Source organism: Fimbriimonadaceae bacterium (assembly GCA_019638775.1).
In the GTDB taxonomy this organism is placed as follows: Bacteria; Armatimonadota; Fimbriimonadia; order Fimbriimonadales; family Fimbriimonadaceae; genus JAHBTD01.
In genome coordinates, this window is sequence record JAHBTD010000002.1 from 198,510 (window position 1) to 214,405 (window position 15,896).

The 15,896-nt window shown below is 55.4% G+C and carries 17 protein-coding genes and 1 tRNA gene; 11 read left to right on the forward strand and 7 right to left on the reverse strand.

Annotated elements, in window-relative coordinates; translation table 11 throughout:
• Positions 1–86: 86 nt before the first annotated feature.
• Together KF784_07095 and KF784_07100 are read left to right on the forward strand one after the other, a co-directional pair.
• A complete protein-coding gene (locus KF784_07095) occupies positions 87–956 on the forward strand; it encodes an ABC transporter permease (GenBank protein ID MBX3118816.1) in 870 nt (289 codons plus the stop codon).
• Positions 953–1,711 carry an ABC transporter ATP-binding protein gene (locus KF784_07100; protein ID MBX3118817.1) on the forward strand — a complete coding sequence of 253 codons (759 nt, stop codon included), beginning with the start codon at positions 953–955 and terminating at the stop codon, positions 1,709–1,711. Before KF784_07095 ends, KF784_07100 begins: the two co-directional genes overlap by 4 nt.
• Here the strand turns inward: KF784_07100 and KF784_07105 are convergent.
• Positions 1,653–2,945: a glycosyltransferase gene (locus tag KF784_07105; protein MBX3118818.1), complete on the reverse strand. Its 1,293-nt coding sequence runs from the start codon at positions 2,943–2,945 to the stop codon at positions 1,653–1,655. The genes KF784_07100 and KF784_07105 overlap by 59 nt on opposite strands.
• A 19-nt stretch (positions 2,946–2,964) precedes the next feature.
• Here KF784_07105 and greA point away from each other — a divergent pair, with 19 nt between their 5' ends.
• Positions 2,965–3,447, forward strand: a complete 483-nt coding sequence (greA, locus tag KF784_07110) for a transcription elongation factor GreA (GenBank protein MBX3118819.1) — start codon at positions 2,965–2,967, stop codon at positions 3,445–3,447.
• 30 nt (positions 3,448–3,477) lie between these two features.
• Positions 3,478–4,167 (forward strand): hypothetical protein, encoded by a 690-nt coding sequence (locus tag KF784_07115; protein MBX3118820.1) that lies wholly within the window; start codon positions 3,478–3,480, stop codon positions 4,165–4,167.
• 336 nt (positions 4,168–4,503) lie between these two features.
• Here the strand turns inward: KF784_07115 and KF784_07120 are convergent, their stop codons facing one another.
• From KF784_07120 to KF784_07130, 3 genes are read right to left on the reverse strand one after another with little or no spacing between them, the layout of a single operon-like run.
• Entirely contained in the window at positions 4,504–6,603 is a 2,100-nt protein-coding gene (locus tag KF784_07120) for an O-antigen ligase family protein (protein MBX3118821.1), read from the reverse strand.
• Entirely contained in the window at positions 6,600–7,499 is a 900-nt protein-coding gene (locus tag KF784_07125) for a glycosyltransferase family 2 protein (protein ID MBX3118822.1), read from the reverse strand. Before KF784_07125 ends, KF784_07120 begins: the two co-directional genes overlap by 4 nt.
• Positions 7,480–8,349 (reverse strand): glycosyltransferase, encoded by an 870-nt coding sequence (locus KF784_07130; protein MBX3118823.1) that lies wholly within the window; start codon positions 8,347–8,349, stop codon positions 7,480–7,482. Before KF784_07130 ends, KF784_07125 begins: the two co-directional genes overlap by 20 nt.
• A 220-nt stretch (positions 8,350–8,569) precedes the next feature.
• On the opposite strand from KF784_07130, the gene KF784_07135 reads away from it, so the two are divergent.
• Positions 8,570–9,820: a C40 family peptidase gene (locus KF784_07135; protein ID MBX3118824.1), complete on the forward strand. Its 1,251-nt coding sequence runs from the start codon at positions 8,570–8,572 to the stop codon at positions 9,818–9,820.
• Between the two features lie 128 nt (positions 9,821–9,948).
• Positions 9,949–10,024 (forward strand) — tRNA-Glu (locus tag KF784_07140).
• A 163-nt stretch (positions 10,025–10,187) separates the two neighbouring features.
• Here KF784_07140 and KF784_07145 read toward each other — a convergent pair.
• Entirely contained in the window at positions 10,188–11,288 is a 1,101-nt protein-coding gene (locus KF784_07145; GenBank protein ID MBX3118825.1) for a Nif3-like dinuclear metal center hexameric protein, read from the reverse strand.
• 80 nt (positions 11,289–11,368) lie between these two features.
• Positions 11,369–11,578 (reverse strand): hypothetical protein, encoded by a 210-nt coding sequence (locus KF784_07150; protein ID MBX3118826.1) that lies wholly within the window; start codon positions 11,576–11,578, stop codon positions 11,369–11,371.
• Positions 11,579–11,829: 251 nt separating this feature from the next.
• Here KF784_07150 and KF784_07155 point away from each other — a divergent pair, with 251 nt between their 5' ends.
• The 5 genes from KF784_07155 to KF784_07175 all read left to right on the forward strand — a co-directional run bounded on the left by KF784_07155 (position 11,830) and on the right by KF784_07175 (position 15,201).
• The gene (locus tag KF784_07155; GenBank protein ID MBX3118827.1) at positions 11,830–12,885 is read left to right on the forward strand and encodes a DUF1385 domain-containing protein; all 1,056 of its coding nucleotides are present in this window, start codon (positions 11,830–11,832) and stop codon (positions 12,883–12,885) included.
• A gap of 80 nt (positions 12,886–12,965) precedes the next feature.
• Positions 12,966–13,271 (forward strand): hypothetical protein, encoded by a 306-nt coding sequence (locus KF784_07160; GenBank protein ID MBX3118828.1) that lies wholly within the window; start codon positions 12,966–12,968, stop codon positions 13,269–13,271.
• 94 nt (positions 13,272–13,365) lie between these two features.
• Complete coding sequence (locus tag KF784_07165) at positions 13,366–13,776, forward strand: hypothetical protein (protein MBX3118829.1); 411 nt, start codon at positions 13,366–13,368, stop codon at positions 13,774–13,776.
• 51 nt (positions 13,777–13,827) lie between these two features.
• Complete coding sequence (locus KF784_07170; protein ID MBX3118830.1) at positions 13,828–14,145, forward strand: SlyX family protein; 318 nt, start codon at positions 13,828–13,830, stop codon at positions 14,143–14,145.
• 72 nt (positions 14,146–14,217) lie between these two features.
• Positions 14,218–15,201, forward strand: a complete 984-nt coding sequence (locus KF784_07175) for a GNAT family N-acetyltransferase (GenBank protein ID MBX3118831.1) — start codon at positions 14,218–14,220, stop codon at positions 15,199–15,201.
• On the opposite strand, the gene KF784_07180 is transcribed toward KF784_07175, so the two are convergent.
• The gene (locus KF784_07180) at positions 15,192–15,896 is read right to left on the reverse strand and encodes an ABC transporter ATP-binding protein (GenBank protein MBX3118832.1); all 705 of its coding nucleotides are present in this window, start codon (positions 15,894–15,896) and stop codon (positions 15,192–15,194) included. The two genes, KF784_07175 and KF784_07180, sit on opposite strands and share 10 nt — an antisense overlap.

The window sequence follows — 15,896 nt, forward strand, 5'->3', positions numbered from 1 at the left end:
TTAGCCTTTACGCACGTGGCGCTTGGGGCGTATCGAACCTCAACGTCTAATGCTCAGACTCCATCTCCCAAGGTATCATCACCCCCATGCTGAATGAGCTGAAAGAGCTTTGGAAATACCGCGAGCTCTTGTTCAGCATGGTCGAGCGCGAGCTCAAAATCCGCTACAAGAACAGCGTGATCGGATTCTTCTGGTCGCTCCTGAACCCCCTCATCACGATCTTCGTGCTCTGGTTCGTCTCGCGAAACTTCATGGGGTTCAAGACCGACAACCTCAGCGCGTATCTCCTCGCCGGGTATCTGCCGTTCTTGTTCTTCCAGATGTCGGTGCTGGATTCGTCCCAATCAGTGATCGTTTCGCTGCAGCTCATCAAGAAGATCTACTTCCCGAGGGAGATCCTGCCGCTGGCGGCGGTGATCGGCAACTTCATCCACTTTCTGCTCGCGCTGGTCGTATTCTTCGGGTTCCTGCTGGCGGTGTGGATTTTCAACCCCGGACAGGTGCCGTTCCAGCTCACCACGCTCTATCTGCCGATCCTGCTGGTGGTCAACTTCGCCCTGGCGACGGGCGTGGCGTTTATCGTCAGCGCGCTCAACACGTTCTACGAGGACGTGAAGTACATCGTGAGCGTGCTGATGTACCTGATGTTCTTCCTGTGCCCGGTCATGTATTTCAGCGAGACGGTTTGGGAGGCCTCGCAGAACAGCACCAACCCTGGGCTGATGTACAACATCTACCATCTGAACCCGGTAGCCGCGCTTTCGACGGCTTATCGCAAGGTCCTCGTTGCGCCGCAGGACGTGGTGACGGGGCGTGGCGAAGCCGAGAAGATCATTCCGGCGCTGCCGCTGGATTGGGGGCAGATCGGCGTAGCCGCTGCAATATCGTTCGGACTGCTCGTTTATGGGTACTGGCTGTTTAACCGCATGAAGTGGAGGTTCGTGGAGCGCCCATGAGCCAGCCGACAATCCATATCCAAGACCTCAAGAAAGAGTTCTTGCTGAGCCACTCCGGAATCGGAAGCATCAAAACGATGCTGCTGTGGTGGAAGAAGCGGGAGCTGGAGCATCTGCAGGTGCTGAAGGGGATCGATATCGACGTGCATCCGGGCGAAGCCGTCGCAGTGGTGGGCCGCAACGGAGCGGGGAAGAGCACGCTTCTTTCCCTGCTGGCGAGGGTTTACAAGCCGACGTCGGGCTCCATCGAAGTGAAAGGCCGCATTGCGCCGTTGCTGGAGCTTGGCGCGGGGTTCCACCCAGACCTCAGCGGCATCGAGAACGTCTTCTTCAACGGCATCATCCTGGGCCTGACGCGCAAGCAGATCAAAGAGCGGCTTAACGAGATCATCGAGTTTTCTGAACTGCGCTCCCATATCGATTCGCCGGTGCGCACCTACTCTAGTGGGATGCTCGCAAGGCTTGGATTTTCGGTCGCCGTCCACGTCGATGCCGACATCCTACTGGTGGATGAGGTGCTGGCAGTGGGCGACCTGGACTTCGAGCGAAAGTGCTACCGCACGATCGATGAATTCCGAAACAATGGTGGTTCGATCCTTTTCGTGTCGCACAACATGGATTCGGTGCGCCGCGTTGCCGACCGGGTGATCTGGCTCAAGGATGGGCAGATCGAAGCTCAGGGCAAAGCCGACGAGATCATCCCTCGGTATGAGGCGGCGTTCGGCTTGAACGGGGATCCGGCGGACCCAGCTTAGGTGCGGCTAAGACCTTCCAAAACAGCTTGGCTCTTTCGATCCACTCCGGGTTTTTGTTGAGGCTGAGAACGGCAATCAGCGTCCAGACCAGTCCGCGCAGGAACGCGCCCCAGCGGTTCAGCCACCAGCACATGAATGCAGCGGTCTTCCCGTGATGAATCTCAAAATACAGCTCCTTGCCCCGGTTGTAGAAGGCGACCGCCCGCCAGCGGGAGGCATCGCTGCTGGAGCCTAGATCGTGGGTTACTTGAGCCGACGGCACGTAAAGAATCTTCCCTTGCTTGCGCAAGCGCTTGCAGAGTTCGGTGTCTTCGCAGTAGAGGAAGAACCGCTCGTCGAAGAACTCGAATCCCTTGCGCATCATCATGCAGGCACCCATCACCTGCTCGACCTCCGCAGTCCCGTTGTGCTTGCGTGAGTTCCAGTAGGGCGAAAAGAGTCGGGAGTTGGGGAAGAGCTTTTCCAGGTAGGACTGCTCGCAGAAAACCGCCCACAGCGTCAGTTCGTTGCAGCTGGATTCTTGGAGGGTGCGGTCAGGATTAAGGAGTCTGGCTCCAGCGGCGACGACTGGATTTGCGCCCGGTGAAGGGTCATTGGGTGGAGGGTCACTGTCCACAGTGACCTCAGCTTGAGAATGCGCAGAGTGTTGCCCGGTCATCGAGGACGATGACCCTCCAGCCTTTTCTTGTGTATGGAGCGGATCAAAGACTTCCACTGTTGGAATTGCGTCCCGTGGAGGGTCACTGTCCTCAGTGACCTCAGCTTGAGAATGCGCAGAGTGTTGCTTGGTCATCGAGGACGATAACCCTCCAGCCTTTTCTTGTGTATGAAGCGGATCAAAGACTTCCACAAGCCTTTGTATTGCGCCGCTGTCAACATAAGCATCACTGTTCAAAAGGAGAACGAGATCGCGAGTGGCCGCCCGAATCCCTATGTTGTTCGCCGTGCCGAACCCTACATTCGTAGCATTCCGAATAAGCCGTACTTCAGGGAAATCCTCGCTGACGACACCAGCCGACCCGTCGTTAGAGTTGTTATCGACGACGATGATTTCGTATCCAACCCCTGTGCTCTGCTGATCTTCTTGCAGGTGATAAAGGCATTGCCGAAGCTTGTCACGGGTGTTGTAGCTGACGATTACCACCGACACTGGCAACGGGTCAAGCTCCTCCGCCGGGATGTGCTTTGCGATGGGTATGGGCGCGGGATGCGCAGACGGTAAGGGTGTCGCCATGCTACAATATCGCCTTACTATGGCACACGAAGTGTTGCTGACCCCAGCCGGTTACGACAAGATCAAAAAGGAGCTCGATGAGCTTAAGACAGTCGTACGTCCGAACATCGCCGACGCGATCCGCGAAGCGAAGTCGCACGGAGACCTGCGCGAAAATGCCGCGTACCACGAGGCCAAGCTGAACCAGCAGCGCAACGACGGACGCATTGCCGATCTGGAAAAAGTACTTCAAATTGCCAAGATTGTCGAGCGTCCCGAGGGTGCGGGCGATATGGCTCATCTGGGATCACAAGTCACGCTGCTCGATTTGGAGTTTGGCGATGAGCTTACGATCACGCTTGTGGGCAATTTCGAGGCTGACCCTGCCAACGATATGATCTCAATTGCAAGCCCGCTTGGCGAAGCGATTCTCGGGAAGTCCGAAGGCGACGAAGTGTCGTACACCGCGCCTGCCGGTGAAGTTCGCTACAGGATCAAAAGTGTCTCGCACGACCCGGCTTAAAACCAGCCGATGCGTAGTAGACTGTGATTGATGCGGTTTGCACTCCTTGCAACGATAACGGCGACGTCTGCATGCCTTTTGATCGGCTGCGGCAATGCGGGCAAAGCCGCTCCCACGACGGACGAACTCACCTATCGCATTGTTTACGACGGCCCCACACGCCCACCCGATCTTGACGGCAAGTCGGCGCTCTTCATGCGCGCTGGCGAGAAAAACGTCACCGTGGGGATTGGAGCCGAACTGTTGAGAGAGATGTTCCCAAAGCCAGAGAAGGCGACCGAGATTCGGCAACTCCCCCCTGGCTTTACGGAGGACTACCTGTCGAGGGGTTGGGAAACCGAAGACGAATCGGTAGGCTGGGTGAGCTACAGCGGACAAGCCGTCCTGGTGATGCAAACGCTTCGTCGCCTTGAGGACGGCGATCTTCAACGCGACTATGTTCAGCAATACACCCGCTTGTTCAGTGGAATTGAACCGACGGTTATCCAAGGCGCCACGGCCAGCTTTTGGTTTTGGCAGAACGGCCCGCACAGGTTCATGATCTGTGGCACCAAAAGCCGGAAGGGTGGCATCGACATCACGCTTGCTCTCGGCGACGTTTCGATCATGGATGCTCTGCGGATGATGCCTTCTAAGGCCGAGTTTGACAAGGGTCGTGCCGATACAGCTTGGGCTGAGGATGCGGCAAAGGCCGCCAAGAACAAGCAAGCTTCAAAGTAGGCAGAAAACTCTTTCGCTGCAAAAAGCGTCTCTCTGAATAGCTTTGCATTCCGCAGAGTAAATCTTTAAAAAACCAGGAGGTGGCGCAGCTACATGTCAAGTAAACCTAAACACCGAGGTGACGCTGGGTTTTAGCTCCCGCGTCCGAGGGTGGAAACGGGTTTTGTCATGAACCCAGTCTCCTCGGGAAGTCAAAAGAACGCGCTTGAGACGGCTCAAGCGCGGTTTGCACTATCCAAGGAGCTGATAGCCGATCGCTGATCGCTGATCGCTGATCGCCGATAGCAGGCCTTACAACCCTTACCCATTACAACCCTTACAAGTCCCCCGCATCCATCACTCCGTCGTTGCAAGTCCCTTTAAGACTTCCTCTTGGAAAGTGCCAGCATCCTTGAGCGTCACGTCATCACGAACCTCTTGGCTTGCTTGAACGAGTATATCGGCAATCTCCTGGGCCTTGAAAAGTGCGGCACGAGCGCTATCCTTCGTCTCTCCCGGAAATCGCCCTTGAAGGATATTTGGCAGGGTGTTGCCGATATATCTTCGGAATCCCTCCATCGCAGGACTGAGGTATTCGATCTGTTTCCTGGGGTCGGACTCCGTCTTGGCGAGGTAGAGCCTTGCCTCGAAGGTTTCGGTGGGGATGTCCTCGGGAATCGCGCGAACCGTGTAGTAAGTGCTCTTTTCCACGTCAACCAATCGCTGAGCTGCAATCTTGGCCTCACGCGGATTCCCCATCATGAGGTGTACGTCGATGAGCTGCTTGAGTGCCAACATGTTGTTCGGGTCGACCCGTAGGGCCTGTTCGAGGCTGGAGACCGCCCCTGCCGGGGTTCCTGCCTCAGCCTGCGCTCGGGCGAGAGCGCGGTAGTACTTGGGCCAAGGCGAAAGGTCGGCGGCGGCTTGGAACGCCTCAACCCGATCTTTGACATTCCGGCTTACGAACCCCTTCAAATACCAAGTCTCGCCGTCCGCACTCGCAGATTGCTCAAGCCCCTCCACGCCCTTCAGCGCAGCTTCATACTTTTGCTCGGCGATGGCTCCCCGCACACCCGCCTGCAAGGCCTCCTGATAGCCAAACCACAGCAACGCCAAGGGCACGACTGTCGCCGTAAGGATGCCCATGATCCGTGGGCCTTTGGGAATCGCCTCTGGAGTGACGCCATCGGCGCAAAGCTGCAAGCCAACACCCAACAGGACAAAGAAGGCCAGCCCGCTGCCGTAGTAGCTGAGATCGCTGTCGATCAAGCTGTGGACGCCTGAAGCAAGCACTGCGGCGACAACTCCCGCTCGCAGAATGTTCTGCTCGGGCGGGAGCTTGCGCGCTCCTCGAAACATATCCCTAAACCAAAGCGCCCCAAGCGCCAAGAACGCCGCAAGCGCAAGCACCCCAAATTCGACTCCGATCTGAAGAAACGATTGGTGGGCCACAGGCGTCGCCGTCGTGAGGCCGGGCTTGGTCGAGACAAACTGATAAGAGCCACCCCCCGTGCCAAGCGGATTCTGCTTCATCAGCTCAATGGAGCCCTTCCATAACTGCTTGCGAAATCCAGAGGATTGCCCCGATTGCGCGCCCGCCGCACTCACCCTGCCCAGCATCGATCCACCCTGACTGTCGGCAGGTCGGGAGGCAGTCATCTGCAAAAGGCTCGTAAACGCCACGACCACCACAAGCACGACGGCAATCGGAGCAAACCGCTTCAGTCGCGGTGGGTGGGTCCAAGTCCAGCCGAGAGTTAGCGCTGCAAATCCAACGATTCCGACCCCCATCGCAAGCAGTCCACCCTTCGATTGCGTGAGCAGGATCGCGACGCCGATGAACGTAGCTGCAATGCCCGCAAGGAGCGATTGGACGCGCTTTAAGGCCGATAAGAGTCCAAGGGCGGAGAAGAAGCCCAGCAGGAGCATTCCGGCAAGCGCGTTGGGATTCATCCAGCTTGCAAAGATTCGCCAGTTGGGGTCTATCGCGCGCATACCCGCATACTCAAGGACACCCTGAAGCGACACGATCGTACAGCCCACGGTCAGAGCCCCGAGGATTCCGATGGCGCCCTGTTGTCTTCCTGCTAAGGCTGCTGCTGCCCCCATCGCGATCACGTAGGTCATCCACTGCAGGCTCGTGTACATCGCAGGCCAGCGGTAGCTCGAAAACATCATCGAAATGAGAATGGCCGCGACAAAAAACACACAAACAAACAGAGTTTGCTGAAACGGGACCTGAATAACACGCCTTGTCGAAAGGGCATAAACCAATGCCCCGCAAGCGAGCAACGCCACAAGCCCGGAACAGAACAACGCCGGGTTGCCTGCAAGCAGATTCTGCCAGAGTGAGTCGGGCGAGAGTTGGGTTGCATCGGTGGGGAAGTTGCCGCCGATCACCGCCGCAAGCAGAATTGCGATTCCAAGCATGACCTGTCCTGCAATTGGCTTGCTCATCGCGCCATCCTCCGTTTCAGTTCATCGGTCCAGTTCTTGATGATGAACATGGACGCGCGCAACCCGAGCCCCCCAGCGGCAAAAAGCCATAACATGGGGCGGAGCAGGATGAACTTGGTGGGCAGCATGTTCTTTCTGTAAAAGTACAGCATCGACCGATGGAATCGCCGAATCATGCGGTTCGCGGCCTTGTCGGTGCTCCTGCCGATAGCGTGTGTGCAGACAGCTTGGGGCAGATAAACGACCTCGAATCCCGCTTCCCATGCCCGCCAAGCCCAATCCACATCTTCACAATACATGAAGAAAGCCGGGTCCATAAAGCCGACCTTCTCCATCAAACTCTCCGTTGCCAGCATCGCCGCGCCGGAAACCCAGTCCACGGTTCGCGATTTGTCGTGATCCCAATCCGCCATCAAATACTCGCGAGTAAAGCGGTTGTTCGGGAAGAGACGCCCCACGATCGTATTGCGAAAGAGGGCTGCAACAGGGTTAGGGAAGGTGCGGCAGCTGAGCTGTAGCGATCCATCAGGATTAAGAATCTTTGGCCCAATAATGCCTGCTTTCGGATTCGAATTCGCGTAGTCGAGCAGCGTCTTCAAGCAGCCAGGATGGACCGTTGCATCTGAGTTGAGAAGGAAAGCGTGGCGGCCTTTACGCTCCGACATCGCAAAGTTGTGCCCTCCCGTAAAGCCCAGGTTCTCCTTGATCTCGTACAGGCGTACCCAGGGAAACTCCGATTTCACCATCTCAGGAGAGCCGTCATGCGAAGCGTTGTCAACGACGATGACCTCAAACGAGCATTCGTCGCGCACATCGGCAAGGCTCTGCAGGCAAGCGCGAAGATCGTCCTGGGTGTTCCAAGAACAAATCGTAACGCTAAGGTCGAAATCCGGCATGATATCCCTTGGCCCGCAACAGCGCTCCAATATACAGCACAAGCGCCAACAAAGGGAAGAACACAGCGTTCCACGGCCTGCGATAGTGCTTCACAAGATAACGATGAAGGCTCTTGTGCGATTCCCAGATCATGCTTTTCTTGACTTGGCGTGTGCTTGCTCCTCCCAAGTGCAAGATTCGGACCTTGGGCGAGTAGAGCGTTGGGAACCCCGCTTCTTTGAGTCGATAAAGCAGATCAACCTCGTTAAAAAAGATAGGGAAACGCTCATCGAAAGGTTGTTTTGGATCGCCAACAGCCTGAAGCGCCTCGCGTCGAAACATCAAAAACGTGCCCATAGGTTGCGGGGCATCTTGCTCAGATTCGTAGTCGAAAGCGGGGAGTCGGTAGGAGCCAAACCGTGAGTGCGGCATTCGACGTGCAAGGCCAGTGACATCTCCCATTATTCCGGCGAGTGTGGGGAATCCGCGTACCGATTGTTGGGTGCTCCCATCTCGGTCGATAAGTTTAGCGCCTAAACAACCATAGCCAGGATACTGATGCAGCAGGTCTATCGCGGTTTGTAAAGCATCATCCAACACCTCAGTATCGGGGTTAAGTGTAAGCAGAAAGTCCCCTTTTGCCCGTAAAAATGCAGAGTTGTTTCCTTTGGCATAACCGAGATTAGAATTCTCGCCAACTAATAGGACTTGGGGGAACTCAGCGCGAACCATTTCAGCGCTGCCGTCCGAACTTGCGTTGTCCACGACGATGACTTCGAGCGGCTCGCGGGGTGGGTTTGCGTAGACTGAAGCCAGGCAAGTGCGGAGAAGGTCTCTCGTGTTCCAATTCACGATGAGAACGCTCAGCATAGGTGGGCCGAGAGTACCCCAAAGGAATCTGCGCAAATGCGCGCAACATAAGCTAGCTGCTGAATCGTATATAGGTTGTCAGCGTCCTTTCAGAAGGGCATATGTGGACAATTTCGAGTTCACGGCGGTTGACTGAGGGTAGCCTCGGAAGGTAGTATTTAGCCTGTCCAGAGGGCACGAAAGGGCAGAGTTGCGACTCTGCGAGGGGGATGGAGGAAGGATGCGGAAAACAGTTTTTACGATAATCGGCGCGTTAGCGATTATCTCAAGTTCATTTGCGGGAACCTATAAGGTTAAGAGCGGCGACACGTTCATCGAAATCGCACACCGACTCGGAATCGATTCGAACGTACTCAAAGCCGCCAACCCAAAAATTGACACTCATAAACTTAAAATTGGCCAAATCCTTAACGTCCCCTCCAAAACAAGCTCGAAATCCACTTCAAAATCGACTTCCAAGTCAGCTCCAGCCAAGAACGTCTCTTATTCTGACGGCAGCTACACGGTCGTCAAGAACGACAACGATTGGATTATCGCCCGCAAACTTGGCATCACAGTATCGCAGCTACACTCGGCAAATCCCAAAGTGGATTGGCGAAAGCTTCAGATAGGACAGAAGATCAACAAACCCGGCACGGCAAAGGCACAAACAGCCTCTGCGCCAGTGAAAAGCCGATACGCCCAGATTACAAAGGATTCAGTAATCGTTCGAACAGGCGCATCCACCAGCAGACCGAAAATCACGACGGTCAGCGCCGGTACCAAGGCTACAATTCTCGACCACCTGAACGGCTGGTACAAGTTGAAGTTCCCACACGGGACGGTAGGTTGGGTCCGCGGCGATATGATGAAGTCGATTTCGGCTACTCAAGTCGCCAGTTCGACCAAGAAGATGTTGTCGAAGCCAAGGGTAGTTGCTCAGAGTTCTGGCAAGGCTGGCGGCGCCTACGCATCCGCAAGCCCGCTCATCAAAACCGCGACCTCAATGCTCGGAACCCGCTACCGATACGGAGCCATGAGCCGTTCTGCAACGGACTGTTCGGGCTTTACAACTCAGGTCTTTGCAAAGCACGGGATAAAGATTCCCAGGACAAGCCGAGAGCAATCAAAAATCGGAACGGCTGTGAGCAAAAGCGCGCTCAAAGCCGGTGATCTGGTTTTCTTCCACACTGGACGCTCGTCGCGAATCAACCACGTCGGCATCTACATGGGCGGCGGAAAGTTCATTCACTCGAGCAGCGGAAAGGGCAGCGTTCGGATCGATTCGATCAACGATGGTTACTACAGCCGCAAGTATGTGACGGCACGACGCGTGTCGGGTGCTTCAAAGATCACAACCAAGGCGGTTGAGGAGATCACCACTTCCGACAAGGACATGGAGCCGACACAGCCAGCGGACGCTCCCGCAACGGAGCCCGCTATTAAGAATCCGACCGCGCCGACAGGCGGCGTGGATGATATCGGAAAGTAGGGTTTTAGCCCGAGACTGAAGGAACACAAGACCCTTGGGACTTGTGTTCTTTTGTTTTGATCGGGCACACTATACAACCCGCAAGGGAGGGCAACGCAGCGTCGTTGCCAAGATAGAGATACGCTTCTGGCCCGGTCGTCTAGCGGTTAGGATGCCGCCCTTTCACGGCGGAGATCGCGGGTTCGAGTCCCGTCCGGGCTACCATTCTTTTTGTAGCTATCAGCTATCAGCTATCAGCTATCAACGATTTGCAATCAGCGGTCAGTAATCAGCGATCTGCAATCTGCAATCTGCAATCTCCAATCTACAATCTACCGACCACTTGCCGACTACTTGCCGACTACTTGCCGACTACCTGCCAACGCTTTCAAAAGGCCCTTCCCCCCGACCCAATCTCCGGCACGTACAAACTCCAATCGACACTTGGCATTGTATCGCGCAAGCGCAAAGTGAGCGCTTCCATCCCTGGCTGTTCAGTTGCAAAGTGGCCCGATGAGAGGATGGCGATACCGGATTCAGCAGCATCCAGGGCAACATTCTGTTTGACCTCTCCCGTCACAAACACGTCTGCACCGGCGGACTTTGCGTTCTTCCATTCCCCATCCGCCGCCCCACCAACAACCGCAACGCTCCGCACGGTTTTCTTGGGGGCGCCCCATGCCAATGTCTTGGTGCCCAGCTGCACATCCACCAAAGCACAGAACTCAGCTAGTGGCATCCCGGCAGGAAGCTCGCCGATCCTTCCTGCGGGCTGCTCCGGCAGCGGCTCAATGGGATACAGATCAAAGGCGGGCTCATCGTAGGGGTGGTTCTCCTTAAGTGCGTTTATCACACCAACTTTATGCTCGGCCCGCAAAACCATCTCAACCCGCACCTCTTCAACGGTCTCCGTATTGCCGACCGACCCGATTGTCGGCGCAGAGCCCTCTTGGGGACGGAAAGTCCCCTCACCTGCCGATAGGAACGCACAACGCTCATAGAGGCCAATAGAACCTGCCCCCGCCATCGAAAGCGCGTCTATGAGCCTCTCAGCGTGCTCTTTAGGGACAAAGGTGACGAGTTTGAGCTGCTTCACGTCCGACGCCGATCCAAATGCGCGAACATCCTTCAAGCCCAGTCTTGACGCCAAGGCATCGTTGACTCCCCCGACCGCACTGTCCCAATTGGTATGGCATGCAATAAAGGCTCGCTTGCTAGTCAGCAATCGCAGAGCAATCTGCCCCGAGCGGCTGTTTGACGTCACGGTCGTTAGGGGTTCCCAAATCAACGGGTGGTGGCAGATCGCCAACTCCGAACCGTTGGAATCCATAAAGTCGCAAAGACCCTCCGACCAATCCAGCGACACCGACGCTTTGCGGACTGTCCAAGAGGGATCGCCTAACTGAAGCCCAACCTTATCAAACGGGAAGGCAAAGCGCTGGGGTGCGATGGTTTCGAGGGCTTTCAGGACGTCGCCAACCGTGGACATGCCCAATTCTAAACGAAAAACGCGACCGAAGTCATTCGACTTCGCCGCGCATTCGTTTTATATATGAACGATCCGGCCCCTTAAGAGGCGGTCTGGCTAAGCGGGAATAATTGCATTTCTCGATCGATACATTCTGGTCCGAACTCTCGAACACAGTACTCAGCCAGCTTCTTTAGCGCCGCTTCAGAAGTTTTGTCAAACCCGTTAGGGCTCGTCAGACACATCGTCAAGAGGGCCAAAGCTTCCTCCTCGGTAAGGTCCAGACCAGCCTGCTTTAGGCTAGTGGTCATAGCACCTCCTGGATTCGCTACGGGATACTTGACGATGTGCGACATACTTTTGTTCCTACCGATCCGGCAAATTCACGTTAAGGGTTGAGAAACCTGGCAATTGCCGTCCCATCCCTAGGAGAGAAGACCCGAAAGTCCTCTGTCGCGAGCCCGTTGGCTTTGCTCTCAGCGCCCACTCACGCTGCACTAACTCGCTACGAATAATAGATCGGACCGTGAGGGCGCTTACCTCACCCGGTATAATTGCGCTCGTGCCGACCGGCGAGTATCTCCAATATGGCGGGCAAGCCATCATCGAGGGCGTGATGATGCGTTCTCCGCATCATTATTCAGTTGCAGTGAGGGCTCCAAACAAGGAAATCATCATCCACTGCGAGCCGCTTGAGAAGACTTGGATCGGTCGTCAAAAATGGTTGAAACTGCCATTCTTACGAGGGACTCTTGGCATCCTCGACGCGATGGCGCTAGGCTATCGGGCCCTGCGCTTCGCCGGAAACATCCAGATCGACCCCAAGTACGCCGCGCCAGAAGAAGGCAAGAGCGACGAATCCGCAGAAGCGTCAGCGACGCCGGAGCCGTCAACCGAGGCCGAAACCACCGATGATGTCGTGGATGACAGTGGCGAGCCAGGATCTGCAAAAAAAGACAGCTTGACAAGCATTGCAGTCGGCGGGGCGATGATCGGCGGTTTGGCGATTGGACTTTTTCTCTTTAACTATCTGCCAAACTTCCTCGCCATCCAACTCAAGAGCGCAAACATCAACCACCCGATCGCCATTAACTTCGCGACGGAAGTGATCAAAGTCATCTTCTTCCTCGGCTACCTCTATCTCATCAGCCTCATGGGTGAGATTAAGCGCCTGTTCCAATATCACGGCGCCGAGCACAAAGCCATCAATGTTCTGGAGGCGGATCAAGACCTCACGATAGAGAATTGCCAAGCCCAAACAAGGCTTCACCCTCGCTGCGGAACGAGCTTCGCAATCATCGTTCTCATCGTTGGGATGATCCTCTTCACCTTTATGCCCAAGCCGGAGATCGAAGGCTCTCGAATCCTTACCTCTATCGCTCGGTTTCTCGTCGAAATCCCCCTTTTGCCGATTATCGCTGGCATCAGCTATGAGGCTATTCGACTTGCCGGTCGGATGAAGAACAAGAAGCTGATGACCTGGCTGTTCTGGCCCGGCCTAATGACGCAATACATCACCACGAAGGAGCCGGATGAGAGCCAGATCGAAGTCTCCATGGCTGCTCTTCAAGCCGTGATTGACGCCGACGAAGCCAAACTCGCCGCCGAAGCTGCCTGAGCTAGCGATACCTCTATAGGGGCTCAGGGCCCCAAAAACACGCACTGCTTTCAGAGCGTCGAAAGGGGTGGAGGTATCTCATGAAACATTGGAAAGCCTTAGCCGCTACAATCCTTTTCGCAGCGTTTGCAATCTGGATTCTTTCAGCGCAAAGTGTGTCTCAGGTCCGTGTTATCGGCCAACCTCCGATCATCCATGATCGTGTGTTCTTGCTTGAAGATGTGCTCAAGCAGACTTTGTACCGAGTCGAACGGCTCGAAGCAACGGTCAAGCAGCACGAAGCCAGCATTGAGAGTCTAAAGAAGACGAACTCAGCCCAAGCGGCTCAGCTTAAGAAGCTGCAGGGAAACACTCTCACAGCACAGAGCACAAAGAGAAAACAATAGCAGCGCGGGTTTCACCCGTCCAGACTAGGTAAAGATCAGACGCGCCCAGACCCTTGTATGGAACTGGGTGCGCCTTAGTAAGGTATTCATAGCCATGAACGCCGCGTTGATATCACTGGTCATGCTCTTTGCCGGGCTCCAACAACAAACGAAACCTGTGCAGAAAGAAGCCGAGTTCGTAGCAGCAAAAGCCGTCATCACCTACTACATCGACGCAAAAGGCGATCAGATCAAGCCGCCACGAAAGCACGACCTCAAGGACAAGGACGCCATCAAGAAGCTGCAGAAGATGTTCAAAGAGGCATTCAATCGAACGGAGGGAGAAAAACCCGCCGGTTGGAAGGCAGGCACCTGGATTCGTTTTGAGAATGATAAAGGCCGCAGTCGTGAGGTCGGCTTTAACTACAAGTTCGACCGTTGGTCGTGGGGCAAAGGTGATTTCAAAGCAACCAAAGAGATGAAGACCGAGGTCTGGCAGTACTTCTCAAAAGCCAAATCCAAGTAGGACTCCCAACAATCTCCGGCTTTTCATCGTCCAAGAAAGCAGGAGTACTCTATGAAACGTTGGACAGCCATTGCCTCGACACTCGTCTTTGCCTCTATCGCCGTATGGTCCCTTGCCCCAATGGGCGTCACACAGGTCAGAACTCAGGGCGGGCCGCCCGTCATTCAAGATCGCGTGATTATTCTTGAGGAGTACCTGCGCCACACCATGGAGCGCGTCGACAAGCTTGAGAACACCGTCAAGCTGCAAGAGAAGACCATCGACACACTCAACAAGACCGTCGGAGAGCATACGACGACCATCAAGAAGATGGAAGACCGCCTTGCAAAGACTGAGGGCGCTGTCAAGAAGCTTCAAGACGGCAGTTAGACCAAGGTCCCACAATAGCATCAGCCCGCTCAGATAATGGCAGTACACTCTTGCGCCTGCGAGAGTGTCTCCATGCTTGAGATCAAACGTTTTGAACCCAGCCCGGAAGCCTATGAAGCTTCCGTTCCGGTGTACAACGATGTGCACCTGATATGGCCCCTCACAGCGGCTGAGCTTGAGCGTTGGGACGGCTATCGTGACCCACGGTTTGTGCTGGAAAAGTGGGTTGGGTATATGGATGGGAAAGTCTCCTTCATCGGAGAAGTAGGCCATTCAGAAACGATCCACCGCCGTGGACGACGCTACTTTTATCCGAACGGCCTTAAAGAAACCCACGACACACCCGCCGAACGCGAATTCTTCGACTGGCTGTACAAGCGAGTGTTGGAGTGGGACCCGTACGAGGTCGTAACGCTCGTTCAGAGTAACCAGACTTCGTTGCTGAAACTCTTTGAGGAGTGGGGGTTCGAGCATCGGCAGCGCGAACGCGTGAGCCTGCTCAAGCTCGATAGCTTTCACCCTGAAAAGTGGCAGGGAATCTTTCCAAAAGTCGCCGAGCAAGAGATTGAGCTTGTCCCATTCACCACCATGGACACAGGCGATGAATCGATCCTGCGCGATCTCTACGACCTCGCCGAGGCGCTCTTCCACGACGTCCCCCAACCAGATGCCCATAGCATGGACAGTTTTGAGACGTTCAAGCGGCGGATCGAAACCATGCCATACAACCGTCGGCTCCGGTGGTACGCCAAAAAGGATGGCAAGATGATCGGACAAACGGCGGTCATCGACAATCAGGCAGACCCGACGATTGGCTATACAGGGCTTACTGGCGTGAGAAGGGAATTCCGCCGAAGCGGCGTTGCCACCGCGCTCAAGGTCAACTCTCTAATCGCCGCGAAAGAGTTGGGCATGAAGATTATCCAAACCGAAAACGAAGAAAACAATCCGATGTTCAACCTGAACGAGCGGCTAGGCTTTGAAGAGTGCATGTCTTGGTTTCAGCTAGTTAAGCGCCTTCGCGAGCCCACCGAAGAGGACTTGCGTCAGGATTGAGCGACACTTTCCTGGATTTCGGCAAGCGCTCCGTCGCGAATATGAAAAATCCGGTCCGAGACATCCAGCATCTTGTGGTCGTGAGTCGCGGCGATAATCGTGACCTGCTTGTCCTTGTTCAGCATTCTCAAAAGCTCAATGATCTCAGTGCCCGTCTTGAGATCAAGATTGCCCGTGGGCTCATCGGCAAGCACAATCTTGGGGCTGTTCGCCAAAGCCCGCGCGATCGCGACGCGCTGCTGCTGCCCGCCAGATAGCTCCGTGGGGCGGTGATGATACCGGTGCCCAAGCCCCACCATCTCCAAAAGCTCCATCCCCTTTTGATCTGCTTCCTCAGGGTTCGTCCCTGCAAAGAGCATCGGCAAGGTCACGTTCTCCAACGCGGTCCGAACGGTGATTAGGTTGAAGGTCTGGAAGACGTAGCCAATCATATGGCAGCGCAGATACGCCAACTCGACGGCCGTGAGCTGGGAGATGTCCACGGAGTTGATGAACACGTTGCCCCGCGTGGGTTTGTCCAGCCCTCCGATCATGTTGAACAGGGTACTCTTCCCCGAGCCCGACGGACCCACAATGCTGAGGTATTCCGCATCGTAGATCTCGCAAGAGATGCCGTTCACGGCCATAACCGCCGCCTCCCCCTCGCCATACTGCTTCACGAGATCGAGAGTTCGAACGATGACGTTTCGGGCCAA